13 protein-coding genes and 1 pseudogene are annotated in these 16958 nt (G+C 70.4%); 4 read left to right on the top strand and 10 right to left on the bottom strand.

The window, feature by feature from the left end:
- Positions 1 to 180: 180 nt before the first annotated feature.
- From WME85_RS07715 to WME85_RS07695, 5 genes are all read right to left on the bottom strand, one after another.
- Positions 181 to 336 (bottom strand): hypothetical protein, encoded by a 156-nt coding sequence (locus tag WME85_RS07715; protein WP_437836607.1) that lies wholly within the window; start codon positions 334 to 336, stop codon positions 181 to 183.
- On the bottom strand, positions 333 to 1376 hold the full coding sequence (locus tag WME85_RS07710; RefSeq protein ID WP_437836605.1) for an AAA family ATPase: 1044 nt from the start codon (positions 1374 to 1376) through the stop codon (positions 333 to 335). The genes WME85_RS07715 and WME85_RS07710 overlap by 4 nt, the downstream gene beginning before the upstream one ends.
- Positions 1377 to 1482: 106 nt before the next feature.
- Positions 1483 to 2628, bottom strand: coding sequence for a formimidoylglutamate deiminase (locus WME85_RS07705; protein ID WP_437836602.1), 1146 nt, complete (start codon positions 2626 to 2628; stop codon positions 1483 to 1485).
- A gap of 107 nt (positions 2629 to 2735) precedes the next feature.
- Positions 2736 to 3434 carry a hypothetical protein gene (locus tag WME85_RS07700; RefSeq protein WP_437836599.1) on the bottom strand — a complete coding sequence of 233 codons (699 nt, stop codon included), beginning with the start codon at positions 3432 to 3434 and terminating at the stop codon, positions 2736 to 2738.
- A 150-nt stretch (positions 3435 to 3584) separates the two neighbouring features.
- Positions 3585 to 4562 carry a YegS/Rv2252/BmrU family lipid kinase gene (locus WME85_RS07695; RefSeq protein ID WP_437836597.1) on the bottom strand — a complete coding sequence of 326 codons (978 nt, stop codon included), beginning with the start codon at positions 4560 to 4562 and terminating at the stop codon, positions 3585 to 3587.
- Between the two features lie 311 nt (positions 4563 to 4873).
- Between WME85_RS07695 and WME85_RS07690 the strand changes: the two genes are divergently transcribed.
- Together WME85_RS07690 and WME85_RS07685 are read left to right on the top strand one after the other, a co-directional pair.
- Positions 4874 to 8017, top strand: coding sequence for a PEP/pyruvate-binding domain-containing protein (locus WME85_RS07690; protein WP_437836595.1), 3144 nt, complete (start codon positions 4874 to 4876; stop codon positions 8015 to 8017).
- Positions 8018 to 8214: 197 nt separating this feature from the next.
- Entirely contained in the window at positions 8215 to 8727 is a 513-nt protein-coding gene (locus tag WME85_RS07685; protein ID WP_437836593.1) for a DUF1993 domain-containing protein, read from the top strand.
- 142 nt (positions 8728 to 8869) lie between these two features.
- Here the strand turns inward: WME85_RS07685 and WME85_RS07680 are convergent, their stop codons facing one another.
- Positions 8870 to 9607 (bottom strand): hypothetical protein, encoded by a 738-nt coding sequence (locus WME85_RS07680; RefSeq protein WP_437836591.1) that lies wholly within the window; start codon positions 9605 to 9607, stop codon positions 8870 to 8872.
- A 428-nt stretch (positions 9608 to 10035) separates the two neighbouring features.
- On the opposite strand from WME85_RS07680, the gene WME85_RS07675 reads away from it, so the two are divergent.
- Positions 10036 to 10233, top strand: coding sequence for a hypothetical protein (locus WME85_RS07675; protein WP_437836589.1), 198 nt, complete (start codon positions 10036 to 10038; stop codon positions 10231 to 10233).
- Positions 10234 to 10425: 192 nt separating this feature from the next.
- Here WME85_RS07675 and WME85_RS07670 read toward each other — a convergent pair whose 3' ends face one another.
- The gene (locus WME85_RS07670) at positions 10426 to 11820 is read right to left on the bottom strand and encodes a Ca2+-dependent phosphoinositide-specific phospholipase C (RefSeq protein ID WP_437836588.1); all 1395 of its coding nucleotides are present in this window, start codon (positions 11818 to 11820) and stop codon (positions 10426 to 10428) included.
- A gap of 483 nt (positions 11821 to 12303) precedes the next feature.
- On the opposite strand from WME85_RS07670, the pseudogene WME85_RS07665 reads away from it, so the two are divergent.
- Positions 12304 to 12459 (top strand): annotated as a pseudogene (locus WME85_RS07665) (DJ-1/PfpI family protein); the annotation flags it as partial.
- Between the two features lie 2 nt (positions 12460 to 12461).
- Here the strand turns inward: WME85_RS07665 and WME85_RS07660 are convergent.
- From WME85_RS07660 to WME85_RS07650, 3 genes are all read right to left on the bottom strand, one after another.
- Complete coding sequence (locus tag WME85_RS07660) at positions 12462 to 12587, bottom strand: hypothetical protein (protein ID WP_437308434.1); 126 nt, start codon at positions 12585 to 12587, stop codon at positions 12462 to 12464.
- Between the two features lie 2 nt (positions 12588 to 12589).
- The gene (gene purL / locus WME85_RS07655; RefSeq protein ID WP_437836586.1) at positions 12590 to 16519 is read right to left on the bottom strand and encodes a phosphoribosylformylglycinamidine synthase; all 3930 of its coding nucleotides are present in this window, start codon (positions 16517 to 16519) and stop codon (positions 12590 to 12592) included.
- Positions 16520 to 16765: 246 nt separating this feature from the next.
- Positions 16766 to 16909 (bottom strand): hypothetical protein, encoded by a 144-nt coding sequence (locus WME85_RS07650; RefSeq protein ID WP_437836583.1) that lies wholly within the window; start codon positions 16907 to 16909, stop codon positions 16766 to 16768.
- Positions 16910 to 16958: the final 49 nt, after the last annotated feature.

The following is a 16958-nucleotide window of genomic DNA, read 5'->3' as shown; positions in this document are numbered from 1 at the left end:
CGCTGAGCTCGTGACCCTCGCTGGCGAGCTCCGCGAGCGAGGTCTCGGCGTCGTGCTCCTGCGCCGCGCGGCTGTCCACGTCGCCACCAGCAGAGCAGGCCCGCGGGCGCCCTCGTGGAGCTCCGGGCGTGCCACCGTCGGCGCCCTGTCACTACAGGGTTCGCCTGAAGTGTCGTGATCCTATTCAGGGAAACGCAGCGTCTCGACCCGGGTGCCGTCCTCCCCCCGGATCTCTTCGCCAGACCAATCCCAGCTCACGCCGCCCTTTCCCGGCGATCCCAGCTCGTAGGTCACGCCCTCCAGCGTAAGCTGGTCCTCCACGTCGATGGCCTTCACCGCGGGGTCTCGCCCGGCGCGAAGAGGGCCTGTTGCTCCCGCTCGTGCAGCGACGCAATGGCGTCGAGGATCGGGTTGTGCTGTAGCTCAGCGAGCCGCTCGCCGCGCTCGAGGAAGACATCGATCCCATCACGGCGGAGCGCGAAGAACGCTGCCTCTCGTGGGCGCAGCGCGTCCGTGTCGACCTTCAACGACAGCTCGGAGGTGAGCGCGTAATCGTGCGTGGCAATGAAGACCTGCGCGCCCGCGTGAGCGAGCCCGGCGGCGGTGTCGCTGGTGAGGCGAGCGCGCTTCGGATTGAGGTTCGCCTCGGGCTCGTCCCAGAGCAAATAAGCATTCTCTGAGAGCGATCCATTGATGAGCAGGTTGGCGATCATGGCGAGCCTGCGGTCGCCTTCGGCGACCATCGTCACCTCCATGTCATCCCCCGGGTACTTCAGGTAGAAGCGCCCGTCCCTCATGAAGACCTTCCCACCGAGCTCCTGCTCGATGGGGTCGCGGAGCGCCGCCGGTCCACGAGACCGGAGCGGCATCAGCCCGAGGGCCATGCAGAGATCGAAATAGGTCCGATCGAACGCCGACTCGCGGCGAACCCATGCTTCGACGAAGCCGGGAAAAATCGAGAGGACCTCCCGAGGCGGGATGAACAGCGGCCTGCCGATCCTGGACAGGTCTCCATCGGCCTTGGACGTCAACGCTGCACGCGTGGGTAGCGTGACCTCTACCCGGGCATCTTCCCACTCGAGCGAGACGTCCGCCTGACCCGGGCTGTATTTGGCGAAGCTGTCCAGGGAATCGGGCTGGAAGACCCCCATGAGCATGCCTCGAACCAGATCGTCCAGCTTCGGCTCCGCCCCGCCATCGAGCCCCTCGCCCGCGGCGAACCGGCGCGCAGCCTCGGTCAGCGCGTAGACGAGCTTGAGGACGTGGGATTTGCCCGTCCCGTTCTCGCCGATGAGCACGTTGACTCCGGGAGCAAAGTCGAACGCAGCGTCGGAGAACACGGTGAACCCGCGGAGGGTGAGCCGGGTGAGCTTCATCGCGCGCGCAGTCTACTGGACTCCACGTGCGCCTGCGAGCTGGCTCCGGCTCGGGCGGGCGGGCGCGAGGCAATGACCCTCCGTTCGTGCTCGTGAAGAGCGCGGCTCACCCCTCCACGATCGCCGGGCTCCCGCTGTACACCACCGCGTCGAGCAGCCGCTCCTCCGGCACCAGCGCGAGCGCCGGCGCGTCCCGGCGGATCGCGATGGTCCCGCCCGCGTCCGCGAACCCGCACGCCTCCGCCCCACGCTGCGACCCGATCTCCCAGAGCGCCTCGGCCGGCGTCGCGCCGCCCTGCCCTCCACCTTCGCCCCGCAGCGTCACGCGCTTGCCCGTCCGCAGCCGCTCGCCCAGCTCGACGCCCCGCAGGTCCTCGAACGGGTCGGTGATCACGTGGCTGTCGATGCCCACGCACAGCTGCACGCCCGCCGCGCGCAGCGCGCCGACGTCGGGCAGCCCGTCGCCGAGGTCGCGCTCCGTCGTGGGGCACAGGCACGCGAACGCCCTCGCCGCGCCGAGCAGCGCCGGCTCGTGCGGCGCCAGGTGCGTCGCGTGCACCGCCACGAAGCGGTCGCTCAGCACCCCGCGCTCGGCGAGGAGCTCCACCGGGCGCCGGCCCGTCTCGGCGAGACACGCCTCGATCTCGGCCGGCTGCTCGGCCACGTGCATGTGGAGCATGAGCCCGCGCTCCCCGGCGTACCGCGCGATCTCGCCGAGCCACGCCGGGGGCACCGCGCGCACGCTGTGCGGCGCCACCCCGACGCGCACGTCCTCGCAGCCCGCGTACCGCGCCCTCAGCGCGTCGACGTCCGCGAGCGCCGCGTCGAGCGAGGCGTCCGAGAACCGCCGCTGCGCCCCCTCGGGCTCCCGGCCCGCGCCCGCGCGCGCGTAGACGACCCGCAGGAGCGCGATCCGGAGGCCCGCCTCGCGCGCCGCCTCGATCACCGCGTCCGCGAGGACCGTGCGATCCGCGTAGGGCGCGCCGTCCGGCTGGTGGTGCACATAATGGAACTCGCCCACCGTGCGGACCCCCGCGGCGCGGAGCTCGCGATAGGCCACCTTCGAGATCGCGTGAATCGACTCCGGCGTGAGCGACCCGGCGAGCGCATACATGGCAGTGCGCCACGACCAGAAGTCATCCGCCCCCGACGGCCCCGGCCGCTGCGCCTCGCCGCGCATCCCGCGCTGGAACGCATGGGAATGAGCGCTCGCCAGCGCCGGCAGCTCGATGGCTTGCGCGGTCAGCCTCATCGCCGCAGGCCCTACCACGCCGGTGGGGCCGGCGAAAGGCGCGGGCCCGCCGCGCCGGGTCCTCCCCGTGCGCCGCCATCATCGCCCCCGCGGCGTCACCCTGCCCGTCACTCCTCTTTCGGTTCCGCGAAGAGCAGCAGGCAGCCCTGGTCGAGCTTGCCGCAGGCCGCCGTGACCGCTTCGTCGGTGTGTTCTTGATCGTAGAACTCCAGGGTGAGCGCGCTGCACTCGGGGAGCACGTTGCGCGAGCGCTCGCCCATCGCGGCGGCGCACGCGTCGATCTCCGCGACGGTCGCGGTGCACGGCATCCGCTCGAGGCAGGGCGCCGACTCGAGGTCCGCGATGGCCTGCTCGAGCAGCGCCTCTGCCTGGCTCGGATCGTCCATGCAGCTCTGGTACTGCTCGGCGCACCTCGCCCGCAGCCCGGCGTCGTCGGCCCCTGGATCGTCGCCGTACTTCGCGCCGAGCACGCCCATCATGCGGCAGATGTACTCGACGCTGAACGCGTCGATGCTGCACTTGCGGTATCCCCTGCACGCCTGCTCGACCTCGGCGTCCGTCAGGTCGTCGACCACGGCCGAGGGATCGAGCCCCGAGCAAGACGCCTCGCCCGCTCCGCCGCCCCCTGCCGCCTCGCCCGCTCCGCCGCCCCCTGCCGCCTCGCCCGCTCCGCCGCCCCCCGCCGCCTCGCCCGCTCCCGCCGGATCCCCGGCCGCTGCTGCCTCATCATCTCCCCCGCAGCCGAGCCCCGGTAGACAACAGGCCAGACACGCCCCCACCACACCAGCCCAGAACGTCGATCGCATCGATTGCACCCTCCCTCGAGGAACCAGGGTCGAGCTCCGCCCCAACGGCGAAACCACCTTCCCCTACGGAGGACGGGTGGCGCTCCTTCCTCCGAGCTCGCCGTCACGATGCTTCTGTCGTCGTCACCGCGCGGGGCGCGCGCGGCCGCGTCACGCCTTCGGCTCGACCTCGAGCTCGGGCAGCCCATCCAGCTTCACCTCGACCTCGGGGGCGGGCGGCGGGGCGGGCACCGCCTCGCGGCGGGCCGCCATGACCGTCAGGGCGCTCGGCAGGCACTCGACCACGAGGGGCGTGGTCCCGACCTCCTCGCCGTCGATGAGCACGTGCTGCGGCGGATCCGTGGAGATACGGACCCTCCGGGCCGCAAGGAACCCGATGTTGTCGCGCTCGGCCGGCTCGCCGTCGAGCGCGGTCCTCAGGAGGTGAACGCCGGTCGCGACCGCCTCGATCAGCGTGGTGGCCGACACGATGGTGAGATCGAGCCGCCCGTCCTCGGGGGAGAGGACCGGCGGCCCCTGCGCCAGCACCGTGCGCGGAGGCGCCATGTTCGCGACCGTCACCGCGACCGCCCGGCAGTGGATCCGATGGTCGTCCGTCTCGATGTCGACCTGGAAGGGCTCGAGGCTCATCAGCTTCTTCAGCCCGGTGGTGATGTACGCGAGCACGCCCCAGCGCTGCTTGGCGTCCTGCGGGGTCTCGCCGACCGTGTCGGCGTGGAGCCCGACCGAGGAGAGCAGGATCATCGTCCTCCCGTTCGCGCGCGCGGCGTCGATGCGCGTCCGCTCGCCGTGGACGAGGACCTCGATCGCCCCCTCGAGCGCGTCCGGGATGCCCAGGGTCGCCGCGATCGAGTTCGCGGTCCCGAGCGGGATGATGCCGAGGCACGTGTCGGTCCCGAGGAGCGCGGACGCCACGGCGGAGATGGTCCCGTCGCCGCCCGCCGCGATCACCAGCGGGGCGCCCTCCCGGCGGGCCGCCTCGGCGCACGCGGCGGCGCTGCGCTCCGCGCTCGTCTCGTACACGGTCAGCGCGAAGTCGCGCTCGAGCCGGGAGGGGAGCGACTCGACCGCATCGCCTGCATGGCCCGCAACAGGGTTGAAGATCAGCGCCGCCCTTCGCTCGGTCATCGGCGTATCCTAGAACGCCGAACCGATTGAAACCCCAAGAAAAATCAGCAGGCGAGCCAGATGGCGCGTGCTGAAGAGATCTCCCGTCTCCCACCTCGGGCAACTCCTGGTTGCCTCACTCGGTCTCTACCCAGACCTGGCCAGCGCTCTGGAGCACCGAGCGCGCGCTAAATTTGCGCGCAGCGCCCCGCGTCCCACGGTTTGTGCCTGCGTGCGCCATTCTCGCGACATGGACGCCCCGCCCCGCCGCCCCCGGGCGCGACGAACTTTTGCGAAGACGCTGGCACGGTAGTTGTAATTCGGTAGTGACCATGAGGTTTCAACGAATCGGTCGACTGGCTTGCCTTGCGCTCGCGCTGCTGAGCGCAGGGAATCTCATCGCCTGCGGTGACGGCTCGTCGGGGGGCTCGGGCGGCAGCGGCGCCACCGGTGGCAGCGGCGGCGAAGGCGGCAGCGGCGCCACCGGTGGCAGCGGCGGCGAAGGCGGCAGCGGCGGCGAAGGCGGCAGCGGCGGCGCGGGCGGCACCGGCGGTGAAGGTGGGGGTGACGGAGGCGAAGGGGGAGGCGGCGGCTCGTGGCCCGTCGACACCTACCCGATCGAGATCACCCCGTCCGAGGACTGGAAGAACGAGCTCAGCTTCCCGTTCGACCCCTTCCTCGCTTACTCGACGTACGACGGGCCGATGTGGGTGAAGTTCACCGTGCTGATGCACGACCCCACCAAGGTCTATTACCAGGACAGCAACAAGTTCCCTTTCCACGGCGAGTTCGCCACGGCGCGACTCGACCCCTTCTTCGGCATGTCGCAGGACGAGTTCGACAGGGTCTCGCTCCACGAGGAAGGACAGGAGGCCATCCTCGGCGCCGTGCTCGTCTCCCCGAACTCGTACGTCGAGCCGGAGTACGGCATCCAGCTGGTCCGGCAGGACGCCTACGACCCCGAGGTGGCGCGCGTCGTCCTCCAGCTCGTGAAGGACAGCATCGACGCGCCCGGCGGCGCGCAGCCCTTCTACTTCCCGACCTACGAGCAGGCCGCATCGGCCGCGGAGAACAGCGCGTTCTTCGCGGAGAGCGGGTTCCCCGTGAGCTCGGTCGACCGGTGGCTGAACGGCGACCAGTGCTATTCGACCGGCTGGGCCCTGGGCCGGCTCCGGTACGTCCCCCCGGACATGATCGACGCCGCCTACGCGAGCGGCGAGCTCCGGGCCGAGGACATCCTCCTCACCGACTCCATCCCCGCGGAGGTGCCTTATGTGGCGGGCATCATCTCGCTGTCGCCCTCGACCCCGAACGCGCACACCGCCCTGCTGGCGACCTCGTTCGGCATCCCGTTCGTGTACATCGGCAATCCGGCCGCCGCCGCGCGGGCGAAGGGGCTCGACGGCCAGGAGGTCGCGCTGCGGGCGTCGCTCCAGTGGGACGTCGTGTGCCGCGCCGCGCTCCTCGACGCCGAGGGGAGGATCGCGCCGGCGGACCGCGACCAGCTCCTCGCGCTGAAGCAGCCCGGCGATCTCGGGCTACAGCCGAAGCAGCCGCTCGGCGCCTACTCCGGATCCACCGAGGATCTCGGCCCCGCGGACATCGTCCACTTCGGGGGCAAGGCCGCGAACTACGGCCTGCTGCGGGACGCCATCCCGGAGAGCTCCGACGTCGCCGTCGCGCTGTCCTTCGATCTCTGGGACGACTTCCTCGACCAGGTCATGCCCGGCGGCGGCACCCTGCGCGCCGAGATCGCGGAGCGCCTCGCTGGCTACAGCTACCCGCCGGACATGCAGGCGCTCAAGGCCGACCTCGCGGCGATCCGGGATCGGATCACCAAGGAAGCCGACTTCACCGCGGCGCAGCGGCAGGCGGTCGAGGCGGCGCTCGCGGGCTTCACGCCCACGAGGAAGATCCGGTTCCGGAGCTCGACGAACGTGGAGGACAGCGCCGTCTTCACGGGCGCCGGGCTCTACGACAGCTACAGCGGCTGCCTGGCCGACGACCAGGACGCCGACGCGGCGGGGCCGAGCCTCTGCGAGGCCGGCGAGGAGAACGAGCGCGGCGTGTTCCGCGCGATCCGCAAGGTGTACGCGAGCTTCTACAACGACAACGCCTACCTCGCCCGGCTCCTCTACGGCGTGAACGAGGACGAGGTCGGGATGGGGGTCCTCGTCCACTACTCCTATCCTGACGAGGACGAGCTGGCCAACGGGGTCGCCACGCTCTCGCGCGGCGTTCCCCCCTCGGACGAGATCAAGCTCGTGACGCAGGTCGGGGCGACCTCCGTCACGAACCCGGAGGGCGGCGCGCTGCCCGAGGTCGTGATCGTGAACAGCTATGACGGCGAGACGTACGTCCAGCTCCGCTCCGGCTCGACGCTCGTGCCGCTCGGCGCTCACGTGATGGCGTGGGAGAGCGAATACCGCGAGCTCGCCGACCTGCTCGGCCGCGTCGAGCGGCGGTTCGTCGAGGTGCACCCGGAGAAGACGACTTACCTGCTCGACTACGAGTTCAAGAAGATGAGGCCCGGAGAGCTCGTGGTGAAGCAGGTGCGCGAGGTGTCGCTGCCGGACACGACGCCGAGCCTCACGCCGTTCCTGCTCGACGAGCCGCGGGAGCTCTGCACGTTCCAGGGCGAGTTCGGCAACGTGTTCGCGAACCACCGGCTCAAGGTGCGCGCGCGCCTGTCGACGAAGAGCGCGTTCCTCACGCCGGCGGTCCTCGCCAGCACGCTCTTCGACGACGCGGGCTTCGACTACCTCTCCGGCGGCGCGGTGGCGACGCTGACGGGGAGCCCGGCGGCGTGGCCGGGCGCGTCGCACGCGTACGCCGAGGGGACCGCCACGGACTCGTTCGTGGACGGCGACGGGGCCGCGCGGGTGACGTACGCGCTCGCGTCCTCGCCCGTGCCGGAGCTGCTCCCGCCGTCGGTGGGCCCGCTGGTCTCGCTGAGCGATTTCGAGCTGGTCCTCAGCGCGGAGTACGCCACGCCCGTGCCGGCGCTTGAATGGGACGAGACGCCGGTCGAGGTGACGTCGGAGACGGTGCGGCTCGACGTCTGCCCTGCGGACGGTCCGCCGGTCGAGGGCGCGCTGCTCCAGGAGCGCTCGCTCTCGTCGCCGTCCGGCGTCGAGGTGCGGACGTCCTTCTACTGGCCGCCCCCCCCCACGGGCCCGACGGCGGGGTACACGGCGCCGATGCACAAGTGGGTGGAGACGCGCATCGAGGGGCTGACGAGCAGCCCGATCGTGCTCAAGGGCTATCACGCGCAGACGTACCACCCGGCGCACCACAACTTCTCGGAGGACTTCATCTTCGAGCCCCGCCTCGAGCCCGGCGTCGACCCGGCGCTCCTCGCCGAGCTGGAGGAGAAGGGTGTCCGGCTCATCTACATCCGGACCTCCGATATCCCCGGCATGGATCCGCAGATGTGGACGCTCGACACGGCGGGCGTGTTCCACTCGCTGAACTGAGCGCCTTCGAGGCGACCTGCGGAGCCCCGGGCGACACCGCCGCTCGGGGCTCCGTGGCGGGCGTCACTCGTCCTCGGATCGACCACCTCTCCACGCCGCCGAGCCCTGCGGAGCAGGGGCGGCGCGCGCGGGGTTGACGCACGGAGGCCGCGGGGCGACCAGCAGCGCCGGCTGCACTCGCTGCCGAGGAGATGATCATGAGCCTTTACGACAGCTCGTTCCCCCAGATGGCGCGCATGCTCGGCCAGGTGCCGACCTGGTTCGACAAGGCGCAGGCGTACGCCGAGCAGAAGAAGTTCGACCCCGAGGTGCTGCTGACGGCGCGCCTCGCGCCCGACCAGTGGCACCTCAGGCGTCAGATCCAGGGCGTCATCGCCTGGCCGCTGCGGCTGAGCGCGCTCCTCGCCGGCGCGGAGCCGCCGGCGCTCCAGGCGGGAGACGAGACGATCGCGGAGCTGCGCGCGCGCATCGGCAAGACGCTCGAGCAGGTCAAGGCGCTGAGTCCCGAGCAGTTCCAGGGCGCGGAGGACCGCACGATCCCGCTCGCCTTCCTGCCGGGCAAGGGCTTGAAGGCCACGGACTTCGTGTACGGGTTCGCGCTGCCGAACTTCTACTTCCACGCCACCACGGCGTACTCGATCCTCCGGCACAACGGGATCGACGTGGGCAAGACCGACTACATCGGGCCGCTCGCGATCCGCGACCTCTGATCAGCCGACCCGGCGAGGCGAGAGGCCGCCATCCAGCGCCTCGAGATCATCCAGCGCAGGATGGCGGCCTGACAGCCGGTTCCACGTCTATCGGCGCTCCGGCCGAGCGACGAGCGGGTTCGCCGAGCGCCCCGCTCCAGCGTCAGCCGCCGCCGCCGACGCCGCCAACGCCGGCAGAGGTGGAGGTCGACACGGTCGCGCCTTCCCAGCCGCCGCCCGCGCCGCCGTCGCCGCCGTAGCCGCCGTAGCCGCCGTAGCCGCCGTAGTAATCGTCCGGATCTTCGTAGACGTCGATGCCGATGTTCAGCTTGCCGTTGAGCCACACCGCGCGGTCCCCGATACCGAACCGGTACTGAGCCCAGGTCGTCGAGTGCGGCGAGACGTAGACGTAGAACGACTGCGACGAGAGCAGCGTGGCCTCGACGGGAGTCGCGGTGCCGCCTTCGATCTTCTCGAAATGCCAGCCTGGGAGCAGACTGACGTTGTACGGACCCCGCTCCAGGTCGACGGTGATGGAGCTCGCGTCGGGATCTCCGTCCTCGGAGTTGATCGTCAAGAACGTGGTGCCGCCGGTACCCCCACCGCCGACGGTGCTGGTGGTGGTGACGCCGGAGGTGGTGCCGGCGGCGGTGCCCGTGGTGGAGAAGCCGCCTTCTCCTCCCGCTCCCGTAGCGCCGTACCAGTAGTAGTCGCTCCAGATCTGGAACGTGGCGTTGCGAAGCTGGTACCGCGCCCCAGAATTCGCTTCCGCCGCGAGCGGCAGGCTGATCGATCCGAGCTCTGCGTCATCGCCCGCAGGCGAGGCGCAACCGCCGGTACCGAACGCGAACAACGCGCCTGCCGCCGCAAATGCCCCGAACCCCCTGAACATGCTGGTCATTCTCGTATCCTCCTGAGCTGACGCTCGGGACCAGCGGCAGGGCGTGCCACGCCTGCCACGGTCACCGTTGCGAGCACCGCCAAGAGCAATTCGCGAACCAACCTGAAATCCCTGCGATTCGCGCGATCCTGTGGGCGAGTCCCCGGACGCGCGGCTCAGATTGGCTCATACGATGTGTGCCAGTCCGAGCGCGAGCCAGTGTACCAGGGCGCCTCGCGGTTCGCGCGGAGCTGTCGAGCGAGCGTCAAGGGTAAAGCACGTTCATGGCAATCGACGTCGACCGCGGTTCGCCGAGGCTGGCCTCACCCCGGCCGACGTGACCATCGTCCCGATGTGGTGCGGGACGCGTTCGCGGCGCACGAGACCGCTTCCGCCGCGGTGCGCCGGAACATCGCCACCGTCGAGCGCACGCGGGCCGCAGAGGTGTCATGAAGGGCAGGGCGTACCAGCTGCTGCGTTCCTGCCTCCGCGACAAGGCCCCTCCGAGCGCGCGCGACGCCTTCATCTATGCGCGGGTCATCACGCGCGCGCGCGTCGTGCCCGAGGAGATCACGCCCGCGCTCGACGATCCGACCATCGAGCGCAGGCTGGAGATCGCGCTGGAGGACATCCTGCCCCGCCAGTAGCGCGCCGGGGTGTCGCCCCGCCTCGACCGCGGAAGGGGCCGCCCTCGCATCGAGATCATCGACGCCGGCGCCGGCGGATCGCGCCCTTCGCCGTCGGGCTCCCCGCTGGCGCTCCCGCGCCGGGACTGGCACTCAGCACGTCGCGCCGAGCCTGACCCCAATGAGGCCAGCAAGCCGCGGTCCCGCGCGTCCTCACCAGCTCAGGTAGAACCTCTGGGGCGTGCTCTGGTTGCAGTCGTAGTGCCAGAGCCGGACGTTGTTCGACGTGCTGCCATAAGGCACATCCATGCAGCGGCCGTTCATGCCCACCCAGAACCCCTCCGGCGTGAGGCGCCATTTCTCGCTCTCGCCGCCGTCGCAGTCCCAGAGGTGGTACCGGTCCTCCAGATCGCCGTCGCCGCCCTCGATATCGAAGCAGTAATCGGGGTCCCCCTTGGCGCGGAGCTGCCCCTCGTCGCTGTAGATCCAGCGCTGGCTGGTCGCGCCGGTGCACGAGTACTGGATGACGTCAGAGCCGTTGCTGTAGCTCGCGTAGCGGACGTCGACGCACTTGTTGTTGCCCTCGTTGGCGATCGAGAACTCGACCGGCACCGACCGGCGCCGGCCGTTGAGCGGCAGCTTGCCGCCGAAGGTGTCGCTGTTGCCGCGGCTGATCATCGACGCGCCCCAGCCGACGGCCCGGTACATCCTCGAGAACTCGTCGTACTCGATGCCGCTCTCCCACAGGTTCATGAGCTGACGGTTCGCGTGAGAGGCCGCCGCGATGTCCTTCCAGTACTTCGGTGAGCCAACGTTGCCGCAGACGACCCATTTGTTCGTCTCGTACTCGTCGAAATCCTCGGCATTCCCGTAATAGTAAAAGTCGTCGGGGTTGTTGGCGTTCGGACAGACGAAGAAGTTCGCGTCGCCGCGGTAGCGCCGGACATAGTTCTCCTGCGTATCGTTCTTGTCGAGCAGCGGGCCGCCCATGATGAAGACGAGCACCTTGCCCTGCAGCTCGGCGAGCGACGGCCAGCCGTTGATCGCGACGGACGCGCGGAGGCTGTCGTATGCGGGCGTGGTCCGCATGCGGAGCTGATTGGGCCGGTACAGCTTGTCACCGAAGACCTCGGCGACCTGCCGGTGCAGCTCGTCGAACTGCTCGTCGCGCCAGGCGTCCCCGATGAACCCGACCTTCAGGTCGATCTGCACCGAGATCGGGGGGTGATACGGGTTATAGTCGCTCCAGTTGCGGATGTCGTTCAGGCAGTCGCGCAAGTACCCGCCCGCGCCCCAGGTGCAGTTGTTGTTGGTGTCGCCGCCGCCCGAGTCGTGCTTGACCGGAAACTGGCGGAGGCCGCCCACGGACTTGTACTCGTGGATGTCGAGCTCGAGGGCGTAAAAACCGTCCCAGAGGGCGTAGTCGAGGTGATCGAATTGTTCTTTTTGGTATGTGTTGTGCGGCCGCGACCAGTACGCTTGATCGTACGGATCGCTCCATACGAGGGTTTGGGCGGACGGCGCAGCCGCCTGGGCCACGCCTGCACGGGAAGCGAGCACGAGACCACTGGTAGCCAGCACGAGCGAGAACGCAGTGATTCTTGTCATGATACTCCGGTAAGCAGGTGTCGCACCGCGACGGGCGGCGCCCTCGCGCACGAGACAACGCCTCGGCTCGCGAGCGCGCGCCGAGCGCTCCTTCGCCGCATAGCAACCTCGAGGCCATGCGGGTGGGCGGCGCGCTTCCCCGGAGCGCCGGCGCTCCGGTGCTCGTCGGCGCAGAGGAGCTTCAGCAACGAGGCCCAGGTTGCGCAAGACCGGGCCGACTTGCGCCAGATTCGCTCAAGTCGTCCTGGCGCCGCGAAGGACCGCCACGGCGCGGGGCGCTCACTCCCGCAGGCTGTGGCGTGAAGGTGGCCCCATCCCCTGACGCTGCAGGAGGTCCATCGGCTGCAACGGACGGCGCCAGGACTGGACCTGGGCGTTGCGTTACCAGCTCTCCCACGGCTGGTTGTTGCCCCCGTTGCACGTGTACTGCCTCACGGCCGCGCCGTCGGCGGTCGAGCCGTCGAGCCCGCCGCTCGCGTCGACAACGTGATCACGGGCGGCGGCGTCACCGCAGGCATCGACTTCGCGCTCACCCTCGTGGCGGAGATCGCCGGCGAGGACGGCGCTCGCTCCATCCAGCTCAGCATCGAATACGATCCGCAGCCTCGTTTTGGCGCCGGCTCCCCGGAGACCGCGCCGCGCTATCGCGGGGCGCGCCCGATGATCGCCTCGATCTTCTCCCAGAGCTCCTCACACCGCCCCGCGCGATAGGCCGCCCGCCGGAAGCTCGGGTGCTCGCCGACGTACATCTTCAGCAGCGATTCCACCCTCAGCCCACGAACGCCCGCGCGCTCTCGAAGAGGCGCAGCCAGGGGCCGCGCTCCGACCACTCGGGGGGAGCCCAGCTGTGCTGCACGGCGCGGAAGATGCGCTCCGGGTGCGGCATGAGGATCGTCACACGGCCGTCGTCGGTGGTGAGACCGGTGATGCCGTCGGGCGAGCCATTGGGGTTGGCAGGGTAGCGCGTGGCGACCTGACCGCGGCCGTCCACCCAGCGGGCCGCCACACGCGCCGCGCGGCGATCGGCGTCCGTGGCGAAGTGGGCATAACCCTCGCCGTGGGCCACGGCCACGGGCAGGCGCGCGCCCACCAGGCCGCGCAGGAGCACCGAGGGGCTCTCCAGGATTTCGACCTGGGCGAGTCGGGCCTCGAACTGCTCGGAGCGGTTCTTGACGAAGCGCGGCCAGTGCTTGGCACCGGGGATGATGTCCTTGAGACCGGCCATCATCTGGCAGCCGTTGCAGATGCCGAGGGCGAATGTGTCGGGACGCGCGAAGAAGGCCGACAGGGCCTCGCGCGTCTCGCTGTGAAAGAGCGCCGAACGGGCCCAACCCATGCCGGCGCCGAGCACGTCGCCGTAGGAAAAACCGCCGCAGGCGGCCAGGCCGCGGAAGTTTTCGAGCGACACGGCGCCGCTCATCAGATCGCTCATGTGCACGTCGTGGGCGGCGAAGCCGGCGCGATGGAAGGCGGCGGCCATCTCGATCTGACCGTTGACGCCCTGCTCGCGCAAAATGGCCACCTTGGGCCGTTCGCTGGCGGCTTCGATCAGCGGACGAGACAGCGATTGTTCGACGTCGAAGGGCAGATGCGGCGAGAGGCCCGGATCCCCGGCGTCGAGCAGCGCGTCGAACTCCTCGCGGGCCTTCTCGGGGTTGTCGCGCAGCGCTCGCATGCGATAGCTGGTCTCGGACCAGGCGCGGCGCAAGTCCACGCGCGGCTCGTCGAGCACGATCTGGCCGCCCGCCGTCACCACCAGCCGATCGTCGCTGCGGAGCTTGCCGACGATGTGCACGGCTCCCTCGAGACCGGCGCGGGCGAAGGTCGAAATGACCTCGGGCGCGTCCTGGGCACGCACCTGCAGGAGCGCGCCCAGCTCTTCCGAGAACAAGGCGGCAGCCTGAGCGGCCGGGAGCGAGACGTCCGGCGCCAGCGCATCGAGCGACAGCTCCGCGCCGACGCGCCCGGCGAAGCTCATCTCGGCCCAGGTGACGAACAGACCGCCGTCCGAGCGATCGTGGTAGGCGAGCACCAGCCCCCGCTGCAGCAGGCGCTGCACGGTCTCGAAGAAGGCGCGCAGATCGGCCGGCGAGTCGACGTCCGGCACGCTGTTGCCCACCTGCTCGCTGACGGTGGCGAACGCCGAGAGGCCCAGGCGATTCTTGCCGCGTCCGAGGTCGACGGCCACGAGCACGGTGTCCCCGGCGTCGGTGCGGAGCTGGGGCGTGAGCGCGCCGCGCACGTCCGGCACACGGGCAAAGGCCGAGATGATGAGCGAGATGGGAGCGACGACGCTCTTCTGGCCGCCGTCCCAGACCGTGCGCATCGACATGCTGTCCTTGCCGACGGGGATGGCGAGGCCGAGCGCCGGGCACAGCTCGAGGCCCACCGCCTTCACGGCTTCGTAGAGCTTGGCGTCCTCGCCGGGGGCGCCGGCGGCTGCCATCCAGTTCGCCGACAGTTTCACGCGCTCGAGGCTCTCGATCGGAGCCGACGCCAGGTTGGTGAGCGCCTCGCCCACCGCCATGCGCGCCGAGGCCGCAGCGTCGAGCACGGCGAGCGGGGTGCGCTCGCCCATGGCCATGGCTTCGCCGCCGTAACCCGTGTAGTCGGCCAGCGTCACCGCTGCATCGGCGACGGCCACCTGCCAGGGCCCGACCATCTGATCGCGGTGCACGAGGCCGGTGATGGTGCGGTCGCCGATCGTGATGAGGAAGGACTTGTCGGCTACCGTGGGCAGCCGCAGCAGGCGATAGACGGCCTCGCGCAGCGGCAGCTTGGCGGCGTCGAGCGCCTGCCTGGGCGAGGGCAGGCTGCGGACGTCGCGCGTCATCTTGGGCGGCTTGCCGAGCAAGACCGAGAGCGGCATGTCGATCGGCTGGCCGCCCAGCGCGGCGTCGTCGAGCACCAGATCTTTCTGCGCCGTCGAATGACCGACCACGGCGTACGGACAGCGCTCGCGCCGGCAGATCTCCTCGAAGATCTCGAGGCGCGAGCCGTCCAGCGCCAGCACGTAGCGCTCCTGCGCCTCGTTGCACCAGATCTCGAGCGGCGACATCCCGGGCTCGACCGAGGGCACACGGCGCAGCTCGAAGCGCCCTCCCACGCCCGCGTCATGCACCAGCTCGGGCAAGGCGTTCGACAGGCCGCCCGCGCCCACGTCGTGGATGCTGAGGATGGGCGAATCGGCGCCCAGGGCGTTGCAGCGATCGATGACCTCCTGGCAGCGCCGCTGCATCTCCGGGTTGTCCCGCTGCACCGAAGCGAAATCCAGATCGGCGGACGACGACCCCGAAGCCATCGACGACGCCGCGCCGCCGCCCAGGCCGATCAACATGGCCGGCCCGCCGAGCACGACGATGGGTGCCCCGGCCGAGAAGGTCTTCTTCAGCGCCAGCTCGGGCCGCACGTTGCCGAGCCCGCCCGCCAGCATGATGGGCTTGTGATAGCCCCGCACGCTGGAGGCCGAGCTGCCGTCGCCCGGCACCTTCTGCTCGAAGGTCCGGAAGTAGCCGGCCAGGGCAGGACGCCCGAACTCGTTGTTGAAGGCGGCGCCGCCGAGCGGCCCGTCGATCATGATGTCGAGCGCCGAGACGATGCGATCGGGCTTGCCGATCGACTCGGCTTCCCAGGGCTGCTCGAAGCCGGGAATGCGCAGGTTCGACACCGAAAAACCGGTGAGCCCGGCCTTGGGCTTCGCGCCTCGCCCCGTGGCGCCCTCGTCGCGGATCTCGCCGCCGCTGCCCGTCGAAGCGCCGGGATGCGGCGAAATGGCCGTGGGATGGTTGTGGGTCTCCACCTTCATCAGCACGTGCGCCGGCTCGCGCCGCGCCTCGTAGAGCGCGCCGGCCCCCGGCTGCGGAAAGAAGCGCTCGGCGTCGAGCCCCTCCATGACCGCCGCGTTGTCGCTGTACGCCGACAAGACATGGTGCGGCGTCACCGCGAAGGTGTTCTGGATCATCTTGAACAGCGAGAGCCCCTGCACCTCGCCGTCGATCACCCAGTCGGCCTTGAAGATCTTGTGCCGGCAGTGCTCGCTGTTGGCCTGCGCGAACATCATCAGCTCGACGTCGCTCGGATCCCTCCTCAGCTCGGTGAACGCGGCTAGCAGGTAGTCGATCTCGTCCTCGGCCAGCGCCAGGCCGAGCTCCTTGTTGGCGCGCGTCAGCGAGAGCCGCCCCTCGCGCGACACCGGCACGCGGGAGAGCGGCCGCGGCGTTTCCTCGCGAAATAGCGCCTGACCGGCCGCCAGGTCGAACGCCACCGACTCGGTCATCCGATCGTGCAGCGCCCCTGCCGCGCGCGTCAGCTCCTCGCCCGTCAGCGGCCGCGACGCCCGCACGTAGTAAGCGATGCCCCGCTCGATCCGCTGCACCGCAGCGAGCCCCGCCGCCCAGGCGATGTCCGTCGCCTTCGAGCTCCAGGGCGAGAGGGTGCCGAAGCGCGGCACCACCAGCACGAGCTGACCTTCGTCCTCGTCCGACCCGCCCGCACCCTGCGCCAGCGCGTCGTCGTCCAGGAGACGCGACAGCACGTGCTCGCCGCGCTCGTCGAGCGAGGCCCGCGAGTGCACGAGGTAGATCCAGCGGCTCCCCAGCCCGACCACCTCGGGCACCCGCTGCTTCAGCTCGGTCAGGCGCTTGTCGGTACGAAACGGAGAGAGCGCGGGCGCGCCGCGGACGTGTCGGAAGGCAGCCATGGCGGGCTTTTGGCCCAGGGGGGCAGCCGATTCAACCGAAACGGGCAGCTGCGGCGCTGGGCCCTGGTCTACTGCGGGCTGGGCCCTGGCCTACCCGCGCCGGTGCGGGTCGTCTTCCCCTGGCTCGCACCGCCGGCAGCGCTCGATCCCGCATGACCAGCCGCGCGGCCTCGGGCGTGGTGGTGGCCGGACCTCGACAGAGAGCCGCCGTTCCGGCGCTGCGCGTTCAGCCCGGCGCCGCGCCGTTCAACCCGGCCCGCCCTCGCCCCGGTCGCGGGCGAAGCGGCGGGCGAGGCGGCGCCACGCCTCGGGGAGCGGGCCGCCGAGCAATCGCTCGGCCGCCGCGCGGTTCAGGATGGCGAAGGTGAGCTCGCCGGTGAGCGTCTCCATGCCGACGCCGCGCCCGAGGCTTACACGCGTGTTCGGGAGCCAGGCATCC

It is taken from the genome of Sorangium sp. So ce1153, from assembly GCF_051521595.1.
In the GTDB taxonomy this organism is placed as follows: domain Bacteria; phylum Myxococcota_A; class Polyangia; order Polyangiales; family Polyangiaceae; genus Sorangium.
Note: the sequence above shows the minus strand (reverse complement) of the source record. Positions and strands in the feature narration are given on the sequence as shown.